This window comes from Xenorhabdus siamensis, from assembly GCF_037996745.1.
Taxonomy (GTDB): domain Bacteria; phylum Pseudomonadota; class Gammaproteobacteria; order Enterobacterales; family Enterobacteriaceae; genus Xenorhabdus; species Xenorhabdus indica.
In genome coordinates this window covers 133308-152007 of sequence record NZ_JBBMXE010000004.1, presented here as the reverse complement: position 1 = coordinate 152007, position 18700 = coordinate 133308, and the positions used below count along the sequence as shown (strand labels likewise).

The following is an 18700-nucleotide window of genomic DNA, read 5'->3' as shown; positions in this document are numbered from 1 at the left end:
GATGAGGCGCCTGCGCCTCATTCCCTATATTAGCCACATGTAACCCTAAATCCGAAAAATTTTTATATATCTAAACTGTAATAATACTCTTCTTTTAAAACTTTTCCCGTGAAAACAAAACCAAAAGAAGTATAAAGTTTTTTAGCAATTAGATTATCATCATCTATCATCAAGATTACAGTTTTAACTCCTATTTCTTTAAAGTAAGATAACATCGCTTCAAATGTCATTCTTCCTAGCCCCTTTCCTAAGAATTTGTAATCAAGCATATATCGACAAATTTCCACTTCCTGTGGTTTCTGTTCTATATGTTTATACATAAAGAAACCAATCAATATTCCATTATGATATAATGCCTTTGGTTTAAATTCAGGAAAAAATTTTGCTTCAGCAATTGAAATAGCATTGCAACAAATATATTCTTCCATCACAGTTCCAATACCATCTTTATTTGATGTTAATTCGCATACATCAAACAAATTATCTCTATCAATTTCACGTATTTCTATCATATATAGTAACCTTTTAAACTAACTGAATGTCAGTGGCGTGCTAAATAGTATGAATTTTTAAATGTTAAAATCTTCTCATAATAGATAATCTAATTGAATTATTAACATTTAACTTTGAGATATGAAACGTATTGAATTTTGATTGAATCAATAGGCCGCTATTACAAGCTACACAATTCATTTACTGCATAGCTTGTGAAGATTGATGAAATGAGCATGAGGTAAGGATGAGAAACTAAATCAGCCACCCGCTAATTTCACTTTCATTCCTTTCGCTTCCAACAATTGCTTCAGTAAATCACGTTTATCACCCTGGATTTCAATTTCACCATCTTTAACGGAACCACCACAGCCACATTTTTTCTTCAATTCTGCTGCCAGCTTGACAAGCGTTTGGTCATCAGCATCAATACCTGTGATCACACAAACCCCTTTCCCCTTACGCCCACTGGTTTGGCGTTGAATACGCACGATGCCATCACCTTTAGGACGAGCAGGTGTCACTTTTTCTTCTTGAATACGACCAAAATCTGTCGAATACACCAGGCGAGAATTATTATCCATGAACAATCCCAATAGACTGATTAATTTGCTGTAATGCCAGTGCGGGATTTTCAGCACGAGTAATCGGACGACCGATGACCATGTAATCCACACCAGCCTGAACAGCTTGTGGTGGCGTCATAATACGGCGTTGGTCTCCGGCATCTGAACCTTCAGGGCGAATACCCGGTGTAATCAGTTTGAATTTCTGACCACATACCGCTTTCAATTGCTGAGCTTCATGGGCTGAACAAACGACACCATCTAGATCAGATTGTTCCATGCTGGTCAAAACAGTTACGGCAATTAACAACGGAGCATCTTTACCATAAGGCAATAAAGCTTCTTTGGCTGCGGTCATCATTCTCTCCCCGCCACTGGCGTGAACATTGACCATCCAAACTCCCAATTCTGCCGCCGCCGCCACAGCTCTTGCAGTTGTGTTAGGAATATCATGAAACTTGAGATCCAAAAACACGTCAAAACCACGTTGATGTAATACCTGAATAAATTGTGGGCCATTTAATGTAAACATCTCCTTACCCACTTTCAGACGACAATACTGTGGATCAATCTTATCGACGAATGCCAGTGCTGCATCCTGATTATCATAATCCAATGCAACAACAACGGGGGATTCCATCTGTTTACCTAAAGCTTGAGCTGTATAAGATGTCATTCTTCGGCCTTTAATTAACTAATAAACTTTATTTCGTGAATGAAAACTTCATAAATGAAAAAACATGTCGAAAAGTGCCACTAATAATAACACTGTCACTGACCATCTAAACCACGAATGGGTTTGATGGTGTCCCATGAACGACATGAAGGGCAATGCCAATAAAGTGAGCGAGAAGTAAAGCCACATTTATAGCATCGATAATCTGGTTTAGTGCGGATCTGCTCACCCACCATATTACGCAGAAGGATCAAACTTTCTTTAGCCCGGCCATCTTCTGCGTCTGCCAAATGGTAATCCATCAGGCGATAAAATAGACGCATTGTCGGGTGGCTTTCCAATTGACGGTTAATGTAATGTTGGGCGATATCACGCCCCTCTTTTTTCTCAACAATATCAGCCAAATGAAGTTCTGCAATTGCACCGCAATCTTCTTCTACACAGCGTCGAACAAAAGTTTCCCACTCTTCTGGTTGAGCAAGATTCTGATAACACTCCTGCAACATTGGCAGGGATTCGCTGACTAACTGTTTATCCTGTTCAAGAATGCGTTTAAGTACCTCAATCGCTTTGAGATATTCTTTTTGTGCCATATAAATACGACCGAGCATGATAGAAACACGGGCACAATTCTTATCTGCCTGAGCGGCTTTGTTCAAATACCCAATGGCATTACTGAAATCCTCTTCTCCCATACCTTGCAGAGCTAATTCACAATAAAAATGGGCAATCTCTTCCCGAAACTGCTGCTTACCCAATTTGACCAATTTTTCAGCGACATCAATAGCTTTGTTCCAGTCGCTGGTTGATTGATAAATAGTTAGCAAGGAGTTAAATGCATTTTCACGAAAATCCTTTTCATTGACTAACTGAACAAACATATTTTCTGCACGGTCATATAGCCCGGCCACTGTATAGTCTCTGCCAAGCTGCTGAATAGCAAGCAAGCGTTGTTCAAATGTCAGGGAGGCACTTTCCATAAGGGATTGGTGAATTCGGATGGCTCTTTCAACTTCACCACGAGAACGGAATAGATTTCCCAGCGTTAAATGTGCTTCAAACGCTGAACTATCTTCCTTTAGCATATCAAGAAATAGATCAACCGCCTTGTCTTGCTGATTGGAGAGTAAAAAATTAACACCATCAACATATTCACGCGACAAGCGATTTGCAGATTGCTGCTTATCTTGTTGAGCACTTCTGCGTCCCATATACCAACCATAAGCTGCAGCAATAGGAAGCAACAGAAACACCAGCTCTAACATAGAGAATTATTCCTTGTTAAAAACTACTGGAGAGGTAGTTTTAGCGGCTTGCTCTTTGGCTGATAGCTCAACTGGTTGTTCCAACTGAGTCTCCAGACGCTTAATTTTACGTTTGGCGCGTCTTAGTGACATACTGGTACGCAGATAAAATCCCCCACAAATTCCCCATCCAAGAGCAAAACCAATGGCAAACAATACCGCCAACAGCGTAGATATCGAATAATCGCCTTTGGCAATCAGATAATTAAATGTTACTACTTGATTATTATTCGTTCCCAGTGTGACTGAGATAACAAAAACAACCAGTGCCAGTAATAAGATCAGAAAATATTTCACATTGTTTCCTGTTATCGATTGTTGCTGATTAATATGCCAAATAACAGACATAATGGCTTGCTAAATTAGCATTTCTCGTCTACGCAAAGGAAGCACTTTATCGCACCAAACCAATATTTCTCCTTTTTTATGACAATATCCTACTTCACTCCTTCGCAATTCCGTCATTATATTGGCATGAGAACATCTAACCTTTCTCCCAAAATACGTTTATAGTTTAGCATGCTAAATTACTGTAATTAATTTCTCTCATGTGTTCTCTGCAACCATCTTTCTTTACGGACAAAAACATAATTTCTGTTATAATCCGAGCGCGTACATGCGCTGTAATCAGAGAAAATTTTGCGCAGTTTTAGCTGATTTCCAAACTGGTATTGTTCTGAGTATCACAATATTTATACCCTACGGAATTCAAGATGCAGCGTGACGGTAAAGGAACAGATCTCCGGGAGCATAGATAGCTATATAATAGATGGCTGTGTGACTAGGTGAACGAATATCGTCAACAAACTGTGGCTTGAAAAACGACGGGTATATAACGAGCTAAATCAACATATGAATACAAAAATGCAGCTAAAACGAGTAGCTGAAGCTAAGTTGCCCACTCCCTGGGGCGAATTTATGATGATTGGATTTGAAGAAATAGAAACAGGCCGTGACCATGTTGCTCTCGTGTATGGTGACATTTCAGGTGATGATCCCGTTTTATCCCGCATCCATTCAGAATGCCTGACAGGAGATGCTTTATTTAGCTTAAGATGCGACTGTGGTTTTCAGTTAGAGGCTGCTCTGTCACAAATCAGCAAGGAAGGTCGGGGTGTTCTGCTGTATCACCGTCAGGAAGGTCGTAATATTGGCCTGCTGAATAAAATTCGCGCCTATGCATTACAAGATCAAGGCGTTGATACTGTTGAAGCCAACCATCAGTTAGGTTTTGCCGCTGATGAGCGGGATTTCACTCTGTGTTCAGACATGTATAAGTTACTGGATGTTCGTGCTATTCGTCTTCTGACAAACAATCCGCAAAAAATTGAGATTATGTTAAGAGCAGGCATTAACATTGTCGAACGAGTGCCACTGGTTGTCGGGCGTAACCCCAATAACGCTTATTACTTGGATACAAAAGCTCGTTTAATGGGACATTTATTGTCCAAATCCAGTTAATGTCCTTTCTGAAAGAAATAAAAACGGTGAATAAAAACTGCGTCGGTGTGGGCGCAGTTTTTATTTCTGTAGATTTGAGCTCTGTGGCTTTTATTGCTATATCATTGGATATTGTTTTCGCTATTTAATGTTTTCTATTTCAACATATTACGGATCACATAATGCAATATGCCACCATTGTAGAAATATGCCAGTTCAGTGTTGGTATCAATACGACAACGGGTATTAATCCGTATTTCCTCCCCACTGGCATAAGTGATTTTTACCACAATAACCTGTCCGGGTTTGATGTCACTTAGTCCGGTGATATCAATACGCTCATCTCCCGTCAGCTTAAGTGTTTTGCGACTGACACCCTGCGGAAATTCTAATGGTAATACCCCCATACCAATCAGGTTAGAACGGTGAATGCGTTCAAACGATTCCGCAATGACTACCCTTACTCCCAATAGCCGGGTTCCTTTTGCCGCCCAGTCACGGCTGGAGCCAGAGCCATACTCTTTACCAGCAATAACAGCCAGCGCTTTCTTTTCTTCCTGATAACGCATGGCTGCATCATAAATGGCCATCTGAGTTTGTGATGGAATATGGCGTGTATATCCACCTTCAATACCGGGCACCATTTCATTGCGGATGCGAATATTAGCAAAAGTTCCACGCATCATAACTTCATGATTTCCACGCCTTGAGCCGTAAGAGTTGAAATCTTTCGGAGCCACACCATGTTCCTGTAAATATCTTCCGGCCGGACTATCAGCTTTGATATTTCCTGCCGGAGAAATATGATCCGTGGTTACCGAATCCTCCAAAATTGCCAGAATATTAGCCTGATGGATATCAGTCATCGGCTCAGGTTCCGGTGTCATATTATTGAAGAAAGGCGGAAGACGAATATAAGTTGAATCTTGCTGCCAGGAATAAGTGGCTGAACTTTCAACCTCTAATGCCTGCCAATCTTCATCACCGTCAAAAACAGCATTATATTCTTTATGGAACAGCTCTGTTCTGACTTTTTCGACTGCCTCAGCCACTTCTCTGCTATTCGGCCAAATATCTTTCAGATAAACATCATGGCCCTGTCGGTCTTGCCCTATTGGTTCTCTGGTCAGATCCTTCTTCATGCTGCCAGAAAGGGCATAAGCAACGACAAGTGGTGGAGAAGCCAACCAGTTGGTTTTGACCAAAGGATGAATGCGCCCTTCAAAGTTCCGGTTACCGGAAAGTACCGCACCAACGGTCAGATCAGCCTGTTTAATCGCCGCCTCAATTGGATCTGGCAATGGCCCAGAGTTACCAATACAGGTGGTACAGCCATATCCCACGAGATTAAAACCTAGCTTTTCAAGATAAGGCATAAACCCTGCCAGTTTCAGGTATTCTGTTACGACTTTTGATCCCGGCGCCAATGAAGTTTTAACCCACGGTTGCCGTTGTAAACCTTTTTCAACTGCTTTCTTGGCAAGTAAACCTGCGGTCATCAAGACACTGGGATTCGAGGTGTTTGTACAAGACGTGATGGCCGCAATAACAACAGCACCTTCTTGTAATGAAAAAGTATGGTTATCAAAAGTCACAGGTACAGTTGCCTGATCCCCTTGTTTTTTCTGTATATCCAGATCCATAGCGGATTGGAAAGCCTTTGGAACATCGCTCAATGCAACCCTATCCTGAGGTCGTTTTGGCCCGGCCAGGCTTGCTTCCACCGTAGACATATCTAACTCCAGACTACTGGTGAAGACAGGTTCATCACCTGCATTGCGCCATAACCCCTGCTGTTTGCAATAGGTTTCAACCAATGCAATTTCATCTTCACTGCGCCCGGTTAATCGCATGTAATCTAACGTAATTTCATCAACAGGGAAGAAACCACAAGTCGCCCCATATTCCGGCGACATATTGGCGATAGTTGCTCTATCAGCCAATGGTAAATCAGCCAGACCATCGCCATAGAATTCTACAAACTTACCGACCACACCATGCTTACGTAGCATTTGTGTTACAGTCAGAACCAGATCCGTCGCAGTGATCCCTTCACCTAACTTACCTGTCAATCTGAAACCAACCACGTCAGGTATCAACATGGAAATAGGTTGCCCTAACATCGCAGCTTCGGCTTCAATTCCGCCAACACCCCAACCGAGCACACCAAGCCCGTTAATCATCGTAGTATGAGAATCTGTGCCAACCAATGTATCGGGATAGACAAAATCTTTTCCGTTATGATTTTCATACCAAACTGCCTTACCCAAATACTCAAGATTAACCTGATGACAGATCCCCGTTCCGGGCGGCACAACACGGAAACGATTGAACGCTTTCTGCCCCCAACGCAAAAATAAATAGCGTTCATAGTTACGTTCCATTTCAATCTTAACATTCTCTGTAAATGCCTGTTCAGTGCCAAATTTATCCACCATAACGGAATGGTCAATCACCAGATCAACGGGAGATAAAGGATTCACTTGTTCAACATTTCCACCAAGCCGTAAAACAGCTTCTCTCATAGCTGCAAGATCGACTACAGCAGGTACTCCGGTAAAATCCTGCATCAATACACGAGCCGGACGATAGGCAATCTCCCGCTCTGCATGGCCGCTTCGTTGCCATGCCACCAGTGCTTTTAGATCATCTTCAACAACAGAATCACCATCAATGTTACGCAGGAGGTTTTCGAGTAGGACTTTCAGCGATTTCGGAAGACGGGATATTTCACCTAATTGCTCGGATAACAAAGACAGACTGTAATAATGGTAGGTTTTACTGCTAAGGGATTTACTATTAATGGAAAGTGTTGAGGCACAGTCCGTTTTCAACTTAAACGACATAACTCCTCCATTCTTATATTTATGATCAGTTACACCATTAAACATAACATATTCGGGAATAATTGTTGTCCAGCTATCACAAATTTCACTAACACTCTGTAAATCCTCATTTATTGATAAATTTTAGTCATGACAGCCACAAAATGGATGTGTTTTATTGATGAGCGGAACCGATATTCAGTGCCCTGAATATTTTCTACAAATAATTACTACTTATTAATGATTAGAGGTAAATTATGAATAAAGAAACTATCACAAAACGTGAAGAATATTTAGATCAGATCAAACAGGCCGAGCAATTTTTCTTTTATGATATTGAAGACCATTTCACCTTGTCTGATCATCGATTCAGTGATACTGATGGCCTTATTCAGTTTGTCATTACTTCACAACTCATTGATAAATATGCTGTTATGAAGAAACTGGATGAAATAAAGAAAATCCAGATAGCACTTTCTTCTATTGCTACTGATTATATCATCAAATATTCCAACACTCGTGGACGGCAATACAGAACAGATGTGCAATTTTGGAGTGAAGTTATGGGCAAACTACCATTAGTGAGTATCCGAAATATTGAAGAACAGACATACCAACATGTTATGAAAGGCTTCTCTATTGCAACAAATTTACTACAACTCATTATGGATATTGTTGTGAATACACAATCCCCAAGTATGAAAAGCTTCTCTCAATTCCTGCAAAAACAAGGAGATGCGATCAGACTTGGATTGAAAAAAAATAGCGACCATTATTCCACTCTCACATTAGCAAGTGTTATTGAAGCTGTTGGGAATGAAGAGCAAGTGATGTATATTCCCAAAATGAAACTCTATAAACTGGATTTTGATAGAAATAATTCAGAGATCACATCAAATTGTGCTTCTAATGAAACTATTAATGTTGAATTTATCTATTCTTCCTGCGTATCATTATTTGATTATCAAGCATTAGAAGATCCTGAAATTAAAACAGCCTTTGAACGATTTATCCTTAAAAATAAACAGTCATCAATAGAAAGATCAGATAACTTTTTTAATGGAGAATTTTAAATTCAGCTTGAATACATAAACCACGCAATTACTGTACCAATTTTTCACAGCTATTCTTAAGCCGCTTGAACAAATCTATATCGGAGCCACAAGCATGTATACACCTGATAAAATGAAGATGAAAAATCAAGAAGATATCACTAAATTTATTTCTACTTATAGTTTTGGGTTATTAGTTTCTCCCTCTTTAACCGGAACACATCTTCCATTTGTATTTAATCCTCATGAAGGAGAAAATGGTGCTTTATACGGCCATATTGCTAAAGCTAACCCGCATTGGAAAGAGTTGGAAAATCAGAACGTTTTAGTTGTTTTTACTGGCCCACACGCTTATATATCTCCTACGTGGTATGAATCCATTCATGCCGTTCCAACCTGGAATTACACGGCAGTTCATTGTTACGGCGTCACAAAATTTTTAAACTATGAAGAAACCAAATTGGCTTTAGAAGAATTAGTCAACAAATATGAGCCTGGGTTGATGAAAAATACCGAATTAATGCCAGAAGAGTACCTTAGTAAACAACAACAGGCTATTATCGGATTCAAAATCATCATTAATGAAATACACGCTAAAGAGAAATTAGGACAGCATAAAAATCAAGGCGATCAAAAAGGTGTTTTTACTGCCTTGCAAGCAAGTAAAACAGAAGATAACAAAAAACTCGCTAATTATATGAAAGTACGTTGTATCGGCACAGGAGAGTCATAAACCACTTTTCGTATCATTTTGAATAAATTAAATTATTATTACCTATTAGAAAATATCTCTCCATAATAATATTTCAGAATGAGAAAAACATGTCAGATGACACTAAACAACAAGTATACATTAGCATAATTTGCTTGTTATTTGGTGATAATAGTTGGATAACTATTTATCATAGTAATTGTCTTTAATTTTTGTGGAGAGATATATGATTTATTTGGCCAAATATTTCGAGCAGTTACGTAAGAACCGACTTATTAAGGAATATACAAGAAGCTCCGATGGAATAACATCATTACGTATAATATATAATGATTTCAGTCAATTACGTATCCCCAAAGAACCACAAATATCAGATGACATGATACATAGCCTATTGGCAAGTATGGGGTTCACACAAGATATTCCTGGAAGGTATATCTTGTGGAGTGGTCATACCTACAATATAAATCTAAGTACATACATGTTTTCTATTGTACCTCATCTATCATATTGCTCTGATAAACATGAAGCATTAGAAAAATTTAAATCTTCATACAACATTTTTCTTTTCTCACAATCACAGCCCTCTTCCTCGTCCGCGAGAAAATAAAGACACTATTCACGAATCACGAACGACAAAAACCGAGGAAAATAACTCTTGCTATTTTCCTCGGTTCTTATTAGCTCTTTTTACTTTTTTATACAATTGGTAGTTCAATATCCTTAAACATTTCTTCAATTTCTTCATTAGACCGCAATGCAATAGCCCTATCCACAACATCACGGGTTAAATGTGGAGCAAAACGCCAGATAAAGTCATACATGTAACTACGTAGGAAGCTGCTGCGACGAAAACCAATTTTAGTTGTGCTATAGCTGAACTTATCACGCATATCAATTCGTACCAAGTCACTATCCTGAATGGGTTCTACTGCCATACTGGCAATAACCCCGACTCCCAATCCTAAACGAACATATGTCTTAATAACATCCGCATCTGTCGCAGTAAATACGATTTTAGGTTTAATGCCAGCACGGTCAAAAGCAACATCCAACTCGGAACGCCCCGTAAAACCAAAGGTATATGTCACAATTGGATACTCTGCCAGCTCCTCAATAGTTACATTTTGCCTTTCTGCCAATGGATGATCTTTGGTGACTACCACAGAACGATTCCAGTGATAACAAGGCAGCATGATAAGATCACTATAAAGGTGAAGCGCTTCCGTTGCTATTGCAAAATCACTATTGCCTTTACAGACTTCTTCTGCAATTTGGGTTGGAGAACCCTGATGCATATGAAGAGATACATTAGGATAACGTTTAATAAAACCTTTAATAATGGGAGGTAAAGCATACCTTGCTTGTGTATGTGTGGTGGCAATATACAGAGAACCACGATCCGGATAGGTATGCTCACTGGCGACGGAGCGAATCGAGTCAATTTTTGACAGGACTTCACGGGAAATACGGACAATCTCTTCACCAGCGGGCGTAACGTGTGTCAAATGTTTTCCACTACGCGCAAATATTTGGATACCCAGCTCATCTTCAAGCATCCTTACCTGTTTGCTGATCCCTGGTTGAGAGGTATACAATCCTTCCGCCGTAGAAGATACATTCAGGTTGTGGTTAACCACTTCTACAATGTAACGTAATTGCTGTAATTTCATATCAGCACTGTCCCTAAGTAGTCATTATGTACGAATGTTTTTGTAGTTTAAATCAGCTCTATATTGCTAATAGTTATTCACTTATAACCATATAGAATATATTCTTATAGGCATATAACTACTATAACACTTGCTGTATATATATATAACAAATAATTAGGGTCAATAACGATTATTGAGCACATGTTGCTGAAATATTATGCTTTTATTCTAGATAAAAACAAAAAAAGCCAGTCCCAAAAACTGGCTTTTCAGAAATAAAAATTATGCTTTAAGTAAAAAAAGAAATATCTATCTGATTATATTTCAATGGACTGACTGAAAATCCAATAGCATAATCATTATTTTTCTTTAATTACCCAAGCACCATCAACAAAAAATGCTGTCCATCCGGTCACTTTACCATTCTTCTCTGAAGAAACATATTGTTGTTTCGTCTTACGGCTAAAACGTACAACAGTCTTATTGCCTTCAGGATCTGTCACAGGCGCTTCCGCCAGATAACGCAGTTTCTCCGGCAGACGCTCTTTAAATCGCACAAGCTCTTCAACCAAAGGTGCACGTGTCTCACGTGATTTCGGGAATGTACTGGCAGCTAAAAACACACCAGCGGCACCGTCACGCAGGACAAAATAGGCATCAGATTTTTCACATGGCAATTCAGGTAAAGAAACGGGATCTTCTTTCGGTGGTGCAACTTCCCCGTTACGAAGGATCTTACGGGTATTTTTACACTCTTCGTTTGTACATCCCATATATTTACCGAAACGACCCATTTTCAGGTGCATTTCTGAGCCACATTTATCACATTCGACAATAGGCCCATCATAACCTTTGATACGGAATTCTCCGTTTTCTACTTCATAGCCATCACACGCAGGGTTATTACCACAAACATGTAATTTACGCTGAATATCAATTAGATAGCTATCCATCGCCGTGCCACATTTGCTACAGCGACGACGGGCACGTAGCGCATTAGTTTCCGCATCATCCCCTTCAAGAATGTTCAGTATTTCATTTTCCGGGATCAAGTTAATGGTTTGTTTGCAACGCTCTTTTGGTGGCAGTGCGTAACCTGAACAGCCAAGAAATACGCCTGTAGTGGCCGTGCGAATACCCATTGGACGGCTACAGGTCGGACACTCAATAGAGGTGATAACCATTGGATTCGGGCGCATTCCGCCCTCTTCTGGGTCTTTGTTGGCAACGTCTAATTGCAGACTGAAATTAATGAAAAACTCGTCCAGCACCCCTTTCCAATCCGCTTGATCATTCGCAACGTGGTCAAGCTGATCTTCCATTCTTGCTGTAAAATCATAGCTCATCAATTCGTTGAAATTCTCTTCCAAACGATCATTGACAATTTCACCCATTTTTTCCGCATAGAAGCGACGGTTTTCAACCCGCACATAACCACGATCCTGGATAGTGGAAATAATTGATGCATAAGTTGATGGGCGGCCAATACCACGTTTTTCTAACTCTTTGACCAGAGAAGCCTCACTGAAACGCGCGGGTGGTTTAGTGAAGTGTTGACTGGGCAGCAACTTTTGTAAATCAAGATCAGTGCCTGCTTCCACAACAGGCAAAGTACGATCATCGTCCCCTTTACGTAAAGCTGGCATGACTTTTGTCCAGCCGTCAAAACGCAAAGTGCGACCTTTAGCCCGCAATTCGAAATCACCGGCCTGAACGGTCAGTGTAGTCGAATCGTATTTCGCAGGTGTCATCTGACAGGCAATAAACTGACGCCAGATAAGCTGATACAATTTCTGGGCATCAGCTTCCATGTCTTTTAGTTCTTCAGCCATGACATCAACATTGGAAGGCCGGATAGCTTCATGAGCTTCTTGCGAATTCTCTTTGCTGCTATAGACATTAGCCTCTTTCGGCAGGTATTTGTCACCAAAGTTGTCACGAATGTAACCGCGAGCCATACCCAAAGCATCCTGACTTAGATTAGTTGAGTCAGTACGCATATAAGTAATATGACCTGCTTCATATAATTTTTGCGCCATCGTCATGGTTTTCTTAACACCAAAACCAAGTCTGGTGCTGGCAGCCTGCTGCAAGGTAGAAGTAATAAATGGCGCACTCGGCTTACTTGAGGTTGGGCGGTCTTCGCGAGCGATGACTTTATATCTGGCTTTTTCAAGCAGAGATACCGCAGCTTGTGCCTGCTCTGCATTAACTGGCTTGAATGGTTTCCCCTCTTTATGGGTAACTTCCATATGGAGCTCAACGTCTCCTTTAGCCATTAAATCCGCATATATCTGCCAGTATTCTTCAGGAACAAACACTTTAATTTCACGTTCCCGTTCAACAACAAGCCGGACCGCTACGGATTGAACCCGCCCGGCAGACAACCCTCTGGCAACTTTTTTCCATAGTAGCGGTGAAACCATGTAACCAACTACACGATCCATAAAACGACGTGCCTGTTGTGCGTTAACACGATCAAGGTTCAACTCACCCGGTTTATCGAAAGCCTGCGTGATCGCATTCTTTGTAATCTCATTAAATACAACGCGACTAAAACGCGAGTCATCCCCACCGATCACTTCCCGCAAGTGCCATGCAATAGCTTCTCCTTCGCGGTCAAGGTCCGTTGCAAGATAGATATGCGCTGCTTTTTCAGCCAGCGTTTTCAGCTCTGCCACCACTTTCTCTTTGCCGGGCAAAATTTGATAATTCGCTACCCAACCATGATAGGGATCGACGCCCATTCGGCTAATCAGTGCTGTTTTCTCATCTTTTTTGGTTTTCTTTTTATTCTTATCGGTAGATGAGTTCGAACTCTTTTGACTTGCCGAACCACTGGTCGGCAAATCACGGATATGGCCTACACTGGATTTCACAACGTAGTCATTCCCCAGATATTTATTGATTGTTTTGGCTTTTGCCGGGGACTCCACTATAACAAGAGCTTTACCCATAGTTACCTTTACCTAATTATCTTCTTTTCAGATGGCGAAAATTACGGAGTTATATTGCGTTGCGGTATATAAAATAGATCTCTTTTTATATTGCGATAGATTCGCAAGATATCAACTAATTTTTATCTTTGGCTTTAATTTTACCGCTAAACCCCTTGAAATATATGGGATATTTTATACACAAACGCATATCATACCATTGTATGGTTTCACCGTTGTAAACAAAATCTTCCATCTGCATGACGAAAAGCCCACACTCTACCTGATAAAAAACGATGCGCAACAACTTATTTTTTGAGAAGCACAATAGATGCAAACTGAAACAATCCTGGCTAAGTAAGTGTGGTACAAAAAAGCCTTGCACTGATTTTATGAAAAATAATGCGGATAATAGAAGCATAAGCCATCATATTATCCGCCATATCTGCTGGCGCTTACTGCGCGTTTTTACTGTTTTAGTTTTTTACTGTCAATTCACTGTCAAAGCAGCGGTTTTTGGCCTCTTTGCCACCAGCGCATAAACAATTTATCAACATTCTCCATCGCACTTCCCATAAAGCGCTCAACTACACGCTTACGACGAGAGTAATTGACACCAATAACTTCATAGTGTTCAATTTGTGCAATCAGAAAATCATCGCTGACACCGATTTCATCAATCAGGCTATACTCTTTTGCCTGTGTACCATACCAATATTCACCAGTTGCCACTTTTTCTACATCCAAAGCAGGACGATGTTGATGAATAAATGATTTAAATAACTTATGAGTTTCATTCAGATCTTCTTGAAACTTCTGCCGTCCTTGCTCTGTATTTTCGCCTAATAGAGTCAGAGTGCGCTTGTACTCTCCGGCAGTATGAAGTTCGATGTCAATATCATTTTTCTTGAGCAATCGATGGATATTTGGCAGTTGTGCCACTACGCCAATTGAGCCGATGATAGCAAAAGGTGCGGCAATAATGCGATCAGCCACACAAGCCATCATATAGCCACCACTTGCTGCGACCTTATCTACCGCGATCGTCAGACGTATACCTTTTTGTTTCAGGCGAGCTAACTGAGATGCGGCAAGCCCATAACCATGAACCGTTCCTCCAGGGCTTTCCAAACGCAGTAGAACTTCATCTTTGCTGTCAGCCACAGCCAGGATAGCACTAATCTCTTCACGCAGAGAATCCACCTCATGCGCATCCATACTACCCTTGAAATCAACAACATAAAAGCTAGGTTTCAGTGAGCCTTTCTGACCAGCTTTAGCCGCAGCCTTTTTCTGTTTAGCCTCATCTTTCTGCTGTTTTTTCAATTCCTTTTGCCAGATTTTTTGTTCTGCTTCACTCATTCGAGCCTGCTGCATCTGACGCTGCTTTTCCTTATATGACTCACCAAGATTGGTCAGCCGTAATTCTCCTTTTTGCATCGTCTTACGCACACTGACTCCAATACAAAATACTGCCAAAATGACGACTGCCAAGACTATAGTCACTACTTTGGCCAAGAACAGTCCGTATAGAGAAAAATACTCCACAGATCCACCTTTCTTCATTATTTATGATGAACAATACGCTTCATTTTAACTAAAAACCTGAGATAGCGCTCTAACAGTTTACTTTTCTCGATTTCATCAAATCTATTTTTCATCAAAACTATTTTTCATTAAAACTATTCCGTTCTATCAAAGTTATTCCATCAAAACCATTCATTAGCATCGCTCATAAAAGCACATACAGATAAAAGGCATACATTCTTTTGTCAATTTGACGAAAGCATTAAGTTTTGTTCTGATAATAAATTGTTTATGCACCTTCAGATTTAAAACAGTTTATGGAAAATAGTCAGATGTTAGATTACCAACCCAATAATGACCTGCTGCAACAAAAAATCATTTTAGTTACTGGTGCTGGTGATGGTATTGGTCGTGAAGCGGCATTAACTTATGCCCGCTACGGCGCACAGCTTATTTTGCTTGGGCGCACAACTGCAAAACTGGAAGCCGTTAAACAGCAGATCGAATATGAAGGCGGTTTACCTGCTGCCGTTTATACAATGGATCTTTTAACTGTGACTGCTGAAGAGTACCAGACTTTTGCCGATGAACTGGCACAACGTTATCCCCGTCTGGATGGCGTGCTGCATAACGCTGGTTTGTTGGGTGTTGTCGCTCCCATCACAGACCAACCCGTTCAACTTTGGCATGATGTTATGCAAGTGAATGTGAATGCCACTTTCATGCTGACTCAGGTTTTGATCCCATTGTTACTGAATTCCCCCAATAGTTCTTTGGTATTTACCAGTTCTAGTGTCGGGCGTGAAGGAAGAAGTGGCTGGGGCGCTTATTCTGTTTCCAAATTTGCTACAGAAGGTTTAATGCAGGTTCTGGCAGAGGAATATCAGGATACACCTCTGCGGGTCAACTGTATTAATCCAGGTGGAACGCGAACCGCTATGCGTGCCAGTGCATTTCCTGATGAAAATGTGGCGAAGTTAAAGACACCAGCCGATATTATGCCAACATATCTTTACCTGATGGGAGAGGACAGTTTGCATGATTCAGGCATTAGTTTTGATGCTCAACCGGGCCGTAAGGCAGGGCCAGCCAAATAATGACAAGAGATAACAGCCAGTACCAAAAGAGACAACGACGTCTGAAAGAGAAAGTTGATGCCCGCATTGAAGCAGCGCAACAAGAACGAGGTATTGTCATGATCTTCACCGGAAATGGCAAAGGGAAAACAACTGCTGCATTTGGCACTGTTACCCGCGCCATTGGTCATGGGCAACGTGCTGGCGTGATCCAATTCATCAAAGGAACATGGGAAAACGGAGAAAAGAATCTATTGACGCAGCACGGTGTTGAATTTCATGTTATGGGAACCGGGTTTACATGGGAAACACAAAATCGTGACGCTGACATCGCGGCTTGCCAGATTGTGTGGCAACATGCCCTGACGCTGTTATCTGATCCTTCAATCCAGCTTGTTGTGCTTGATGAACTGACGTATATGGTCAACTACGGTTATCTGGAACTTACCGATGTTCTCACAGCCCTTAAACAGCGCCCCGCCAATCAGTCTGTTATTATTACCGGGCGGGGTTGTCATCGTGAGCTGCGTGAATTTGCGGATACAGTGACAGAGATGCGACCGATCAAACATGCATTTGAGAGCGGTATTAAAGCGCAAAAAGGCATTGATTGGTAATGTATTGATTAGCAATACATTGATTAAAAAATAAACTAATGAAAGCCGCTATTTCAAAGATCAGTTACTCAATATTCAATAAACATTGTCCAGTAAATAATATCCAGTAAATAATGTTCAGAGAAAAAATGTTTACCCAATATAGCGTTAACTCAACTGCATTATTCAACTGAAATAGCGGCCTGAGAAAATTAACGGTCTTTAAGCGTCATTTTTCTTCCCGTATTTTGGCGAGAGCTGCTTGTTGGGCGTTTTCCGGCTGGGCGGGAAGTCACCTGCACATGCCGCCTTACCGCACGACGGATCTGATTGGCTTTGATACGACGCTGTTCACGCTCAACCGCAACTTTAGATACGGTTTCTTCATTTAGACCAACCAACTCACGTAAATAGTTAGTCTGCTCCAGTCCTAATTCAGTCCAACCGCCACGCGGTAAACCTTTCGGCAGGTTAATATCACCGTAACGGACACGGATCAGACGGCTGACCTGCACTCCAACTGCTTCCCACAAGCGTCTGACTTCACGGTTGCGTCCTTCTGTCAATGTGACGTTATACCATTGGTTAATACCTTCTCCACCTTTAAACGAGATGGTTTTGAATGAAGCCGGGCCATCTTCCAGTTGTACGCCTTGTTTCAACTGACGCAATTTAGCGTCGTCCACTTCGCCAAAAACGCGAACAGCATATTCACGTTCAACTTCACGGCTCGGATGCATCAGGCGGTTTGCCAGTTCACCATCTGTCGTAAACAACAACAGGCCACAGGTATTGATATCCAGACGTCCTACAGCAATCCAGCGAGCTCCCTGCATTTTCGGCAGGCGGCCAAACACCGTCGGACGCCCTTCAGGATCATGTCGGGTGCACAATTCACCTTCTGGTTTATAATAAGCCAAGACACGACAAACTGTTTTTTGCGGCTCTTTGATATTTAAGATCCGCCCGTCAAAGCGGATTTTGGTGGAAGGTTTAACTTCGATTCGATCACCCAACGTTGCGATCTTACCGTCAACACTAATGCGCCCCTGTTGAATATATCCTTCAATTTCACGGCGTGAACCATGACCAGCACGCGCAAGAATTTTTTGTAACTTTTCTGTTTTATCGCTCATTGAGCAACCTCTGCTGTCGCCTTCACAGGCGTCGTATGATAAAAAAATGGGAACTTCATCTTATAAAAAAGGTGTCACATCACCTTCGCCTTCACGAAGAACCACTGGTGAATCCCCGGTTAAATCCACTACCGTTGTCGGTTGCTGTCCAAGATAGCCACCGTGAATGATTAAATCAACTTGTTTACTCAAAGTATCTTTTATCTCTTCCGGATCAGACTCGGCAAAGTCATTGCCCGGTAAAATCAGGCTGCATGACATCAAAGGCTCACGCATTGCTTCCAATAACGCCAGAGCAATAGGATTGGACGGGACGCGCAAACCGATAGTTTTACGTTTCTCGTTCATTAAACGACGAGGGACTTCTTTTGTTGCTTGTAAAATAAAGGTGTAATTACCGGGAGTATTATTCTTGATTAACCGGAACGCCTGATTGTCCACATGGGCATACGTTGAGATCTCTGACAGATCACGACACATCAATGTAAAGTTGTGCCGTCCATCCAATTGGCGGATACGGCATATACGGGTCATGGCATCCTTATTTTCAAGGCAGCAACCAATGGCATAGCCTGAATCAGTAGGATAAATAATAACTCCACCCTTTTTCAGCACCTCTACACTTTGCTCAATAAGACGGGCTTGTGGATTATCAGGGTGGATATAAAAAAACTGGCTCATAATGATAACCTCTACTTCTATGCAGC

The 18700-nt window shown here is 41.2% G+C and carries 16 protein-coding genes; 5 read left to right on the top strand and 11 right to left on the bottom strand.

Annotated elements, in window-relative coordinates:
• Positions 1-62: 62 nt before the first annotated feature.
• The 5 genes from AAC852_RS03860 to AAC852_RS03840 all read right to left on the bottom strand — a co-directional run bounded on the left by AAC852_RS03860 (position 63) and on the right by AAC852_RS03840 (position 3335).
• The gene (locus AAC852_RS03860) at positions 63-512 is read right to left on the bottom strand and encodes a GNAT family N-acetyltransferase (RefSeq protein ID WP_340619897.1); all 450 of its coding nucleotides are present in this window, start codon (positions 510-512) and stop codon (positions 63-65) included.
• A 240-nt stretch (positions 513-752) separates the two neighbouring features.
• Positions 753-1076, bottom strand: a complete 324-nt coding sequence (gene yciH, locus AAC852_RS03855) for a stress response translation initiation inhibitor YciH (protein WP_340619896.1) — start codon at positions 1074-1076, stop codon at positions 753-755.
• Positions 1069-1734, bottom strand: a complete 666-nt coding sequence (gene pyrF, locus AAC852_RS03850) for an orotidine-5'-phosphate decarboxylase (RefSeq protein WP_340619895.1) — start codon at positions 1732-1734, stop codon at positions 1069-1071. Before pyrF ends, yciH begins: the two co-directional genes overlap by 8 nt.
• A 95-nt stretch (positions 1735-1829) precedes the next feature.
• A complete protein-coding gene (lapB, locus tag AAC852_RS03845; protein WP_340619894.1) occupies positions 1830-2999 on the bottom strand; it encodes a lipopolysaccharide assembly protein LapB in 1170 nt (389 codons plus the stop codon).
• A gap of 6 nt (positions 3000-3005) precedes the next feature.
• The gene (locus tag AAC852_RS03840; protein ID WP_340619893.1) at positions 3006-3335 is read right to left on the bottom strand and encodes a LapA family protein; all 330 of its coding nucleotides are present in this window, start codon (positions 3333-3335) and stop codon (positions 3006-3008) included.
• A gap of 567 nt (positions 3336-3902) precedes the next feature.
• On the opposite strand from AAC852_RS03840, the gene ribA reads away from it, so the two are divergent.
• On the top strand, positions 3903-4499 hold the full coding sequence (ribA, locus tag AAC852_RS03835; protein ID WP_340619892.1) for a GTP cyclohydrolase II: 597 nt from the start codon (positions 3903-3905) through the stop codon (positions 4497-4499).
• A gap of 134 nt (positions 4500-4633) precedes the next feature.
• Here ribA and acnA read toward each other — a convergent pair whose 3' ends face one another.
• Positions 4634-7324, bottom strand: a complete 2691-nt coding sequence (gene acnA, locus AAC852_RS03830; protein WP_340619891.1) for an aconitate hydratase AcnA — start codon at positions 7322-7324, stop codon at positions 4634-4636.
• Positions 7325-7560: 236 nt separating this feature from the next.
• Here acnA and AAC852_RS03825 point away from each other — a divergent pair, with 236 nt between their 5' ends.
• Positions 7561-8376 carry a hypothetical protein gene (locus AAC852_RS03825; RefSeq protein WP_340619890.1) on the top strand — a complete coding sequence of 272 codons (816 nt, stop codon included), beginning with the start codon at positions 7561-7563 and terminating at the stop codon, positions 8374-8376.
• 94 nt (positions 8377-8470) lie between these two features.
• The gene (locus AAC852_RS03820) at positions 8471-9088 is read left to right on the top strand and encodes an FMN-binding negative transcriptional regulator (protein WP_340619889.1); all 618 of its coding nucleotides are present in this window, start codon (positions 8471-8473) and stop codon (positions 9086-9088) included.
• Between the two features lie 677 nt (positions 9089-9765).
• Here the strand turns inward: AAC852_RS03820 and cysB are convergent.
• The 3 genes from cysB to sohB all read right to left on the bottom strand — a co-directional run bounded on the left by cysB (position 9766) and on the right by sohB (position 15206).
• The gene (cysB, locus tag AAC852_RS03815; RefSeq protein ID WP_047678146.1) at positions 9766-10740 is read right to left on the bottom strand and encodes an HTH-type transcriptional regulator CysB; all 975 of its coding nucleotides are present in this window, start codon (positions 10738-10740) and stop codon (positions 9766-9768) included.
• A gap of 341 nt (positions 10741-11081) precedes the next feature.
• Positions 11082-13679 carry a type I DNA topoisomerase gene (gene topA, locus AAC852_RS03810; protein ID WP_340619888.1) on the bottom strand — a complete coding sequence of 866 codons (2598 nt, stop codon included), beginning with the start codon at positions 13677-13679 and terminating at the stop codon, positions 11082-11084.
• A 480-nt stretch (positions 13680-14159) separates the two neighbouring features.
• Entirely contained in the window at positions 14160-15206 is a 1047-nt protein-coding gene (gene sohB / locus AAC852_RS03805; protein WP_340619887.1) for a protease SohB, read from the bottom strand.
• A gap of 311 nt (positions 15207-15517) precedes the next feature.
• On the opposite strand from sohB, the gene AAC852_RS03800 reads away from it, so the two are divergent.
• Both AAC852_RS03800 and cobO read left to right on the top strand, forming a co-directional pair.
• Positions 15518-16282 (top strand): YciK family oxidoreductase, encoded by a 765-nt coding sequence (locus AAC852_RS03800; protein ID WP_340619886.1) that lies wholly within the window; start codon positions 15518-15520, stop codon positions 16280-16282.
• Positions 16282-16878 carry a cob(I)yrinic acid a,c-diamide adenosyltransferase gene (gene cobO / locus AAC852_RS03795; protein ID WP_340619885.1) on the top strand — a complete coding sequence of 199 codons (597 nt, stop codon included), beginning with the start codon at positions 16282-16284 and terminating at the stop codon, positions 16876-16878. The genes AAC852_RS03800 and cobO overlap by 1 nt, the downstream gene beginning before the upstream one ends.
• 191 nt (positions 16879-17069) lie before the next feature.
• Here the strand turns inward: cobO and rluB are convergent, their stop codons facing one another.
• Together rluB and AAC852_RS03785 are read right to left on the bottom strand one after the other, a co-directional pair.
• Positions 17070-17993 carry a 23S rRNA pseudouridine(2605) synthase RluB gene (gene rluB / locus AAC852_RS03790; RefSeq protein ID WP_340619884.1) on the bottom strand — a complete coding sequence of 308 codons (924 nt, stop codon included), beginning with the start codon at positions 17991-17993 and terminating at the stop codon, positions 17070-17072.
• A gap of 60 nt (positions 17994-18053) precedes the next feature.
• Positions 18054-18674 carry an L-threonylcarbamoyladenylate synthase gene (locus tag AAC852_RS03785; RefSeq protein WP_340619883.1) on the bottom strand — a complete coding sequence of 207 codons (621 nt, stop codon included), beginning with the start codon at positions 18672-18674 and terminating at the stop codon, positions 18054-18056.
• Positions 18675-18700 lie beyond the last annotated feature (26 nt).

Excerpts from the sequence above, each read along its gene's own strand:
- AAC852_RS03860 (WP_340619897.1), bottom strand. The coding sequence starts at position 512 with ATGATAGAAATACGTGAAATTGATAGAGATAATTTGTTTGATGTATGC.
- yciH (WP_340619896.1), bottom strand. The coding sequence starts at position 1,076 with ATGGATAATAATTCTCGCCTGGTGTATTCGACAGATTTTGGTCGTATT.
- pyrF (WP_340619895.1), bottom strand. The coding sequence starts at position 1,734 with ATGACATCTTATACAGCTCAAGCTTTAGGTAAACAGATGGAATCCCCC.
- lapB (WP_340619894.1), bottom strand. The coding sequence starts at position 2,999 with ATGTTAGAGCTGGTGTTTCTGTTGCTTCCTATTGCTGCAGCTTATGGT.
- ribA (WP_340619892.1), top strand. The coding sequence starts at position 3,903 with ATGCAGCTAAAACGAGTAGCTGAAGCTAAGTTGCCCACTCCCTGGGGC.
- acnA (WP_340619891.1), bottom strand. The coding sequence starts at position 7,324 with ATGTCGTTTAAGTTGAAAACGGACTGTGCCTCAACACTTTCCATTAAT.
- AAC852_RS03825 (WP_340619890.1), top strand. The coding sequence starts at position 7,561 with ATGAATAAAGAAACTATCACAAAACGTGAAGAATATTTAGATCAGATC.
- AAC852_RS03820 (WP_340619889.1), top strand. The coding sequence starts at position 8,471 with ATGTATACACCTGATAAAATGAAGATGAAAAATCAAGAAGATATCACT.
- cysB (WP_047678146.1), bottom strand. The coding sequence starts at position 10,740 with ATGAAATTACAGCAATTACGTTACATTGTAGAAGTGGTTAACCACAAC.
- topA (WP_340619888.1), bottom strand. The coding sequence starts at position 13,679 with ATGGGTAAAGCTCTTGTTATAGTGGAGTCCCCGGCAAAAGCCAAAACA.
- AAC852_RS03800 (WP_340619886.1), top strand. The coding sequence starts at position 15,518 with ATGTTAGATTACCAACCCAATAATGACCTGCTGCAACAAAAAATCATT.
- cobO (WP_340619885.1), top strand. The coding sequence starts at position 16,282 with ATGACAAGAGATAACAGCCAGTACCAAAAGAGACAACGACGTCTGAAA.
- rluB (WP_340619884.1), bottom strand. The coding sequence starts at position 17,993 with ATGAGCGATAAAACAGAAAAGTTACAAAAAATTCTTGCGCGTGCTGGT.
- AAC852_RS03785 (WP_340619883.1), bottom strand. The coding sequence starts at position 18,674 with ATGAGCCAGTTTTTTTATATCCACCCTGATAATCCACAAGCCCGTCTT.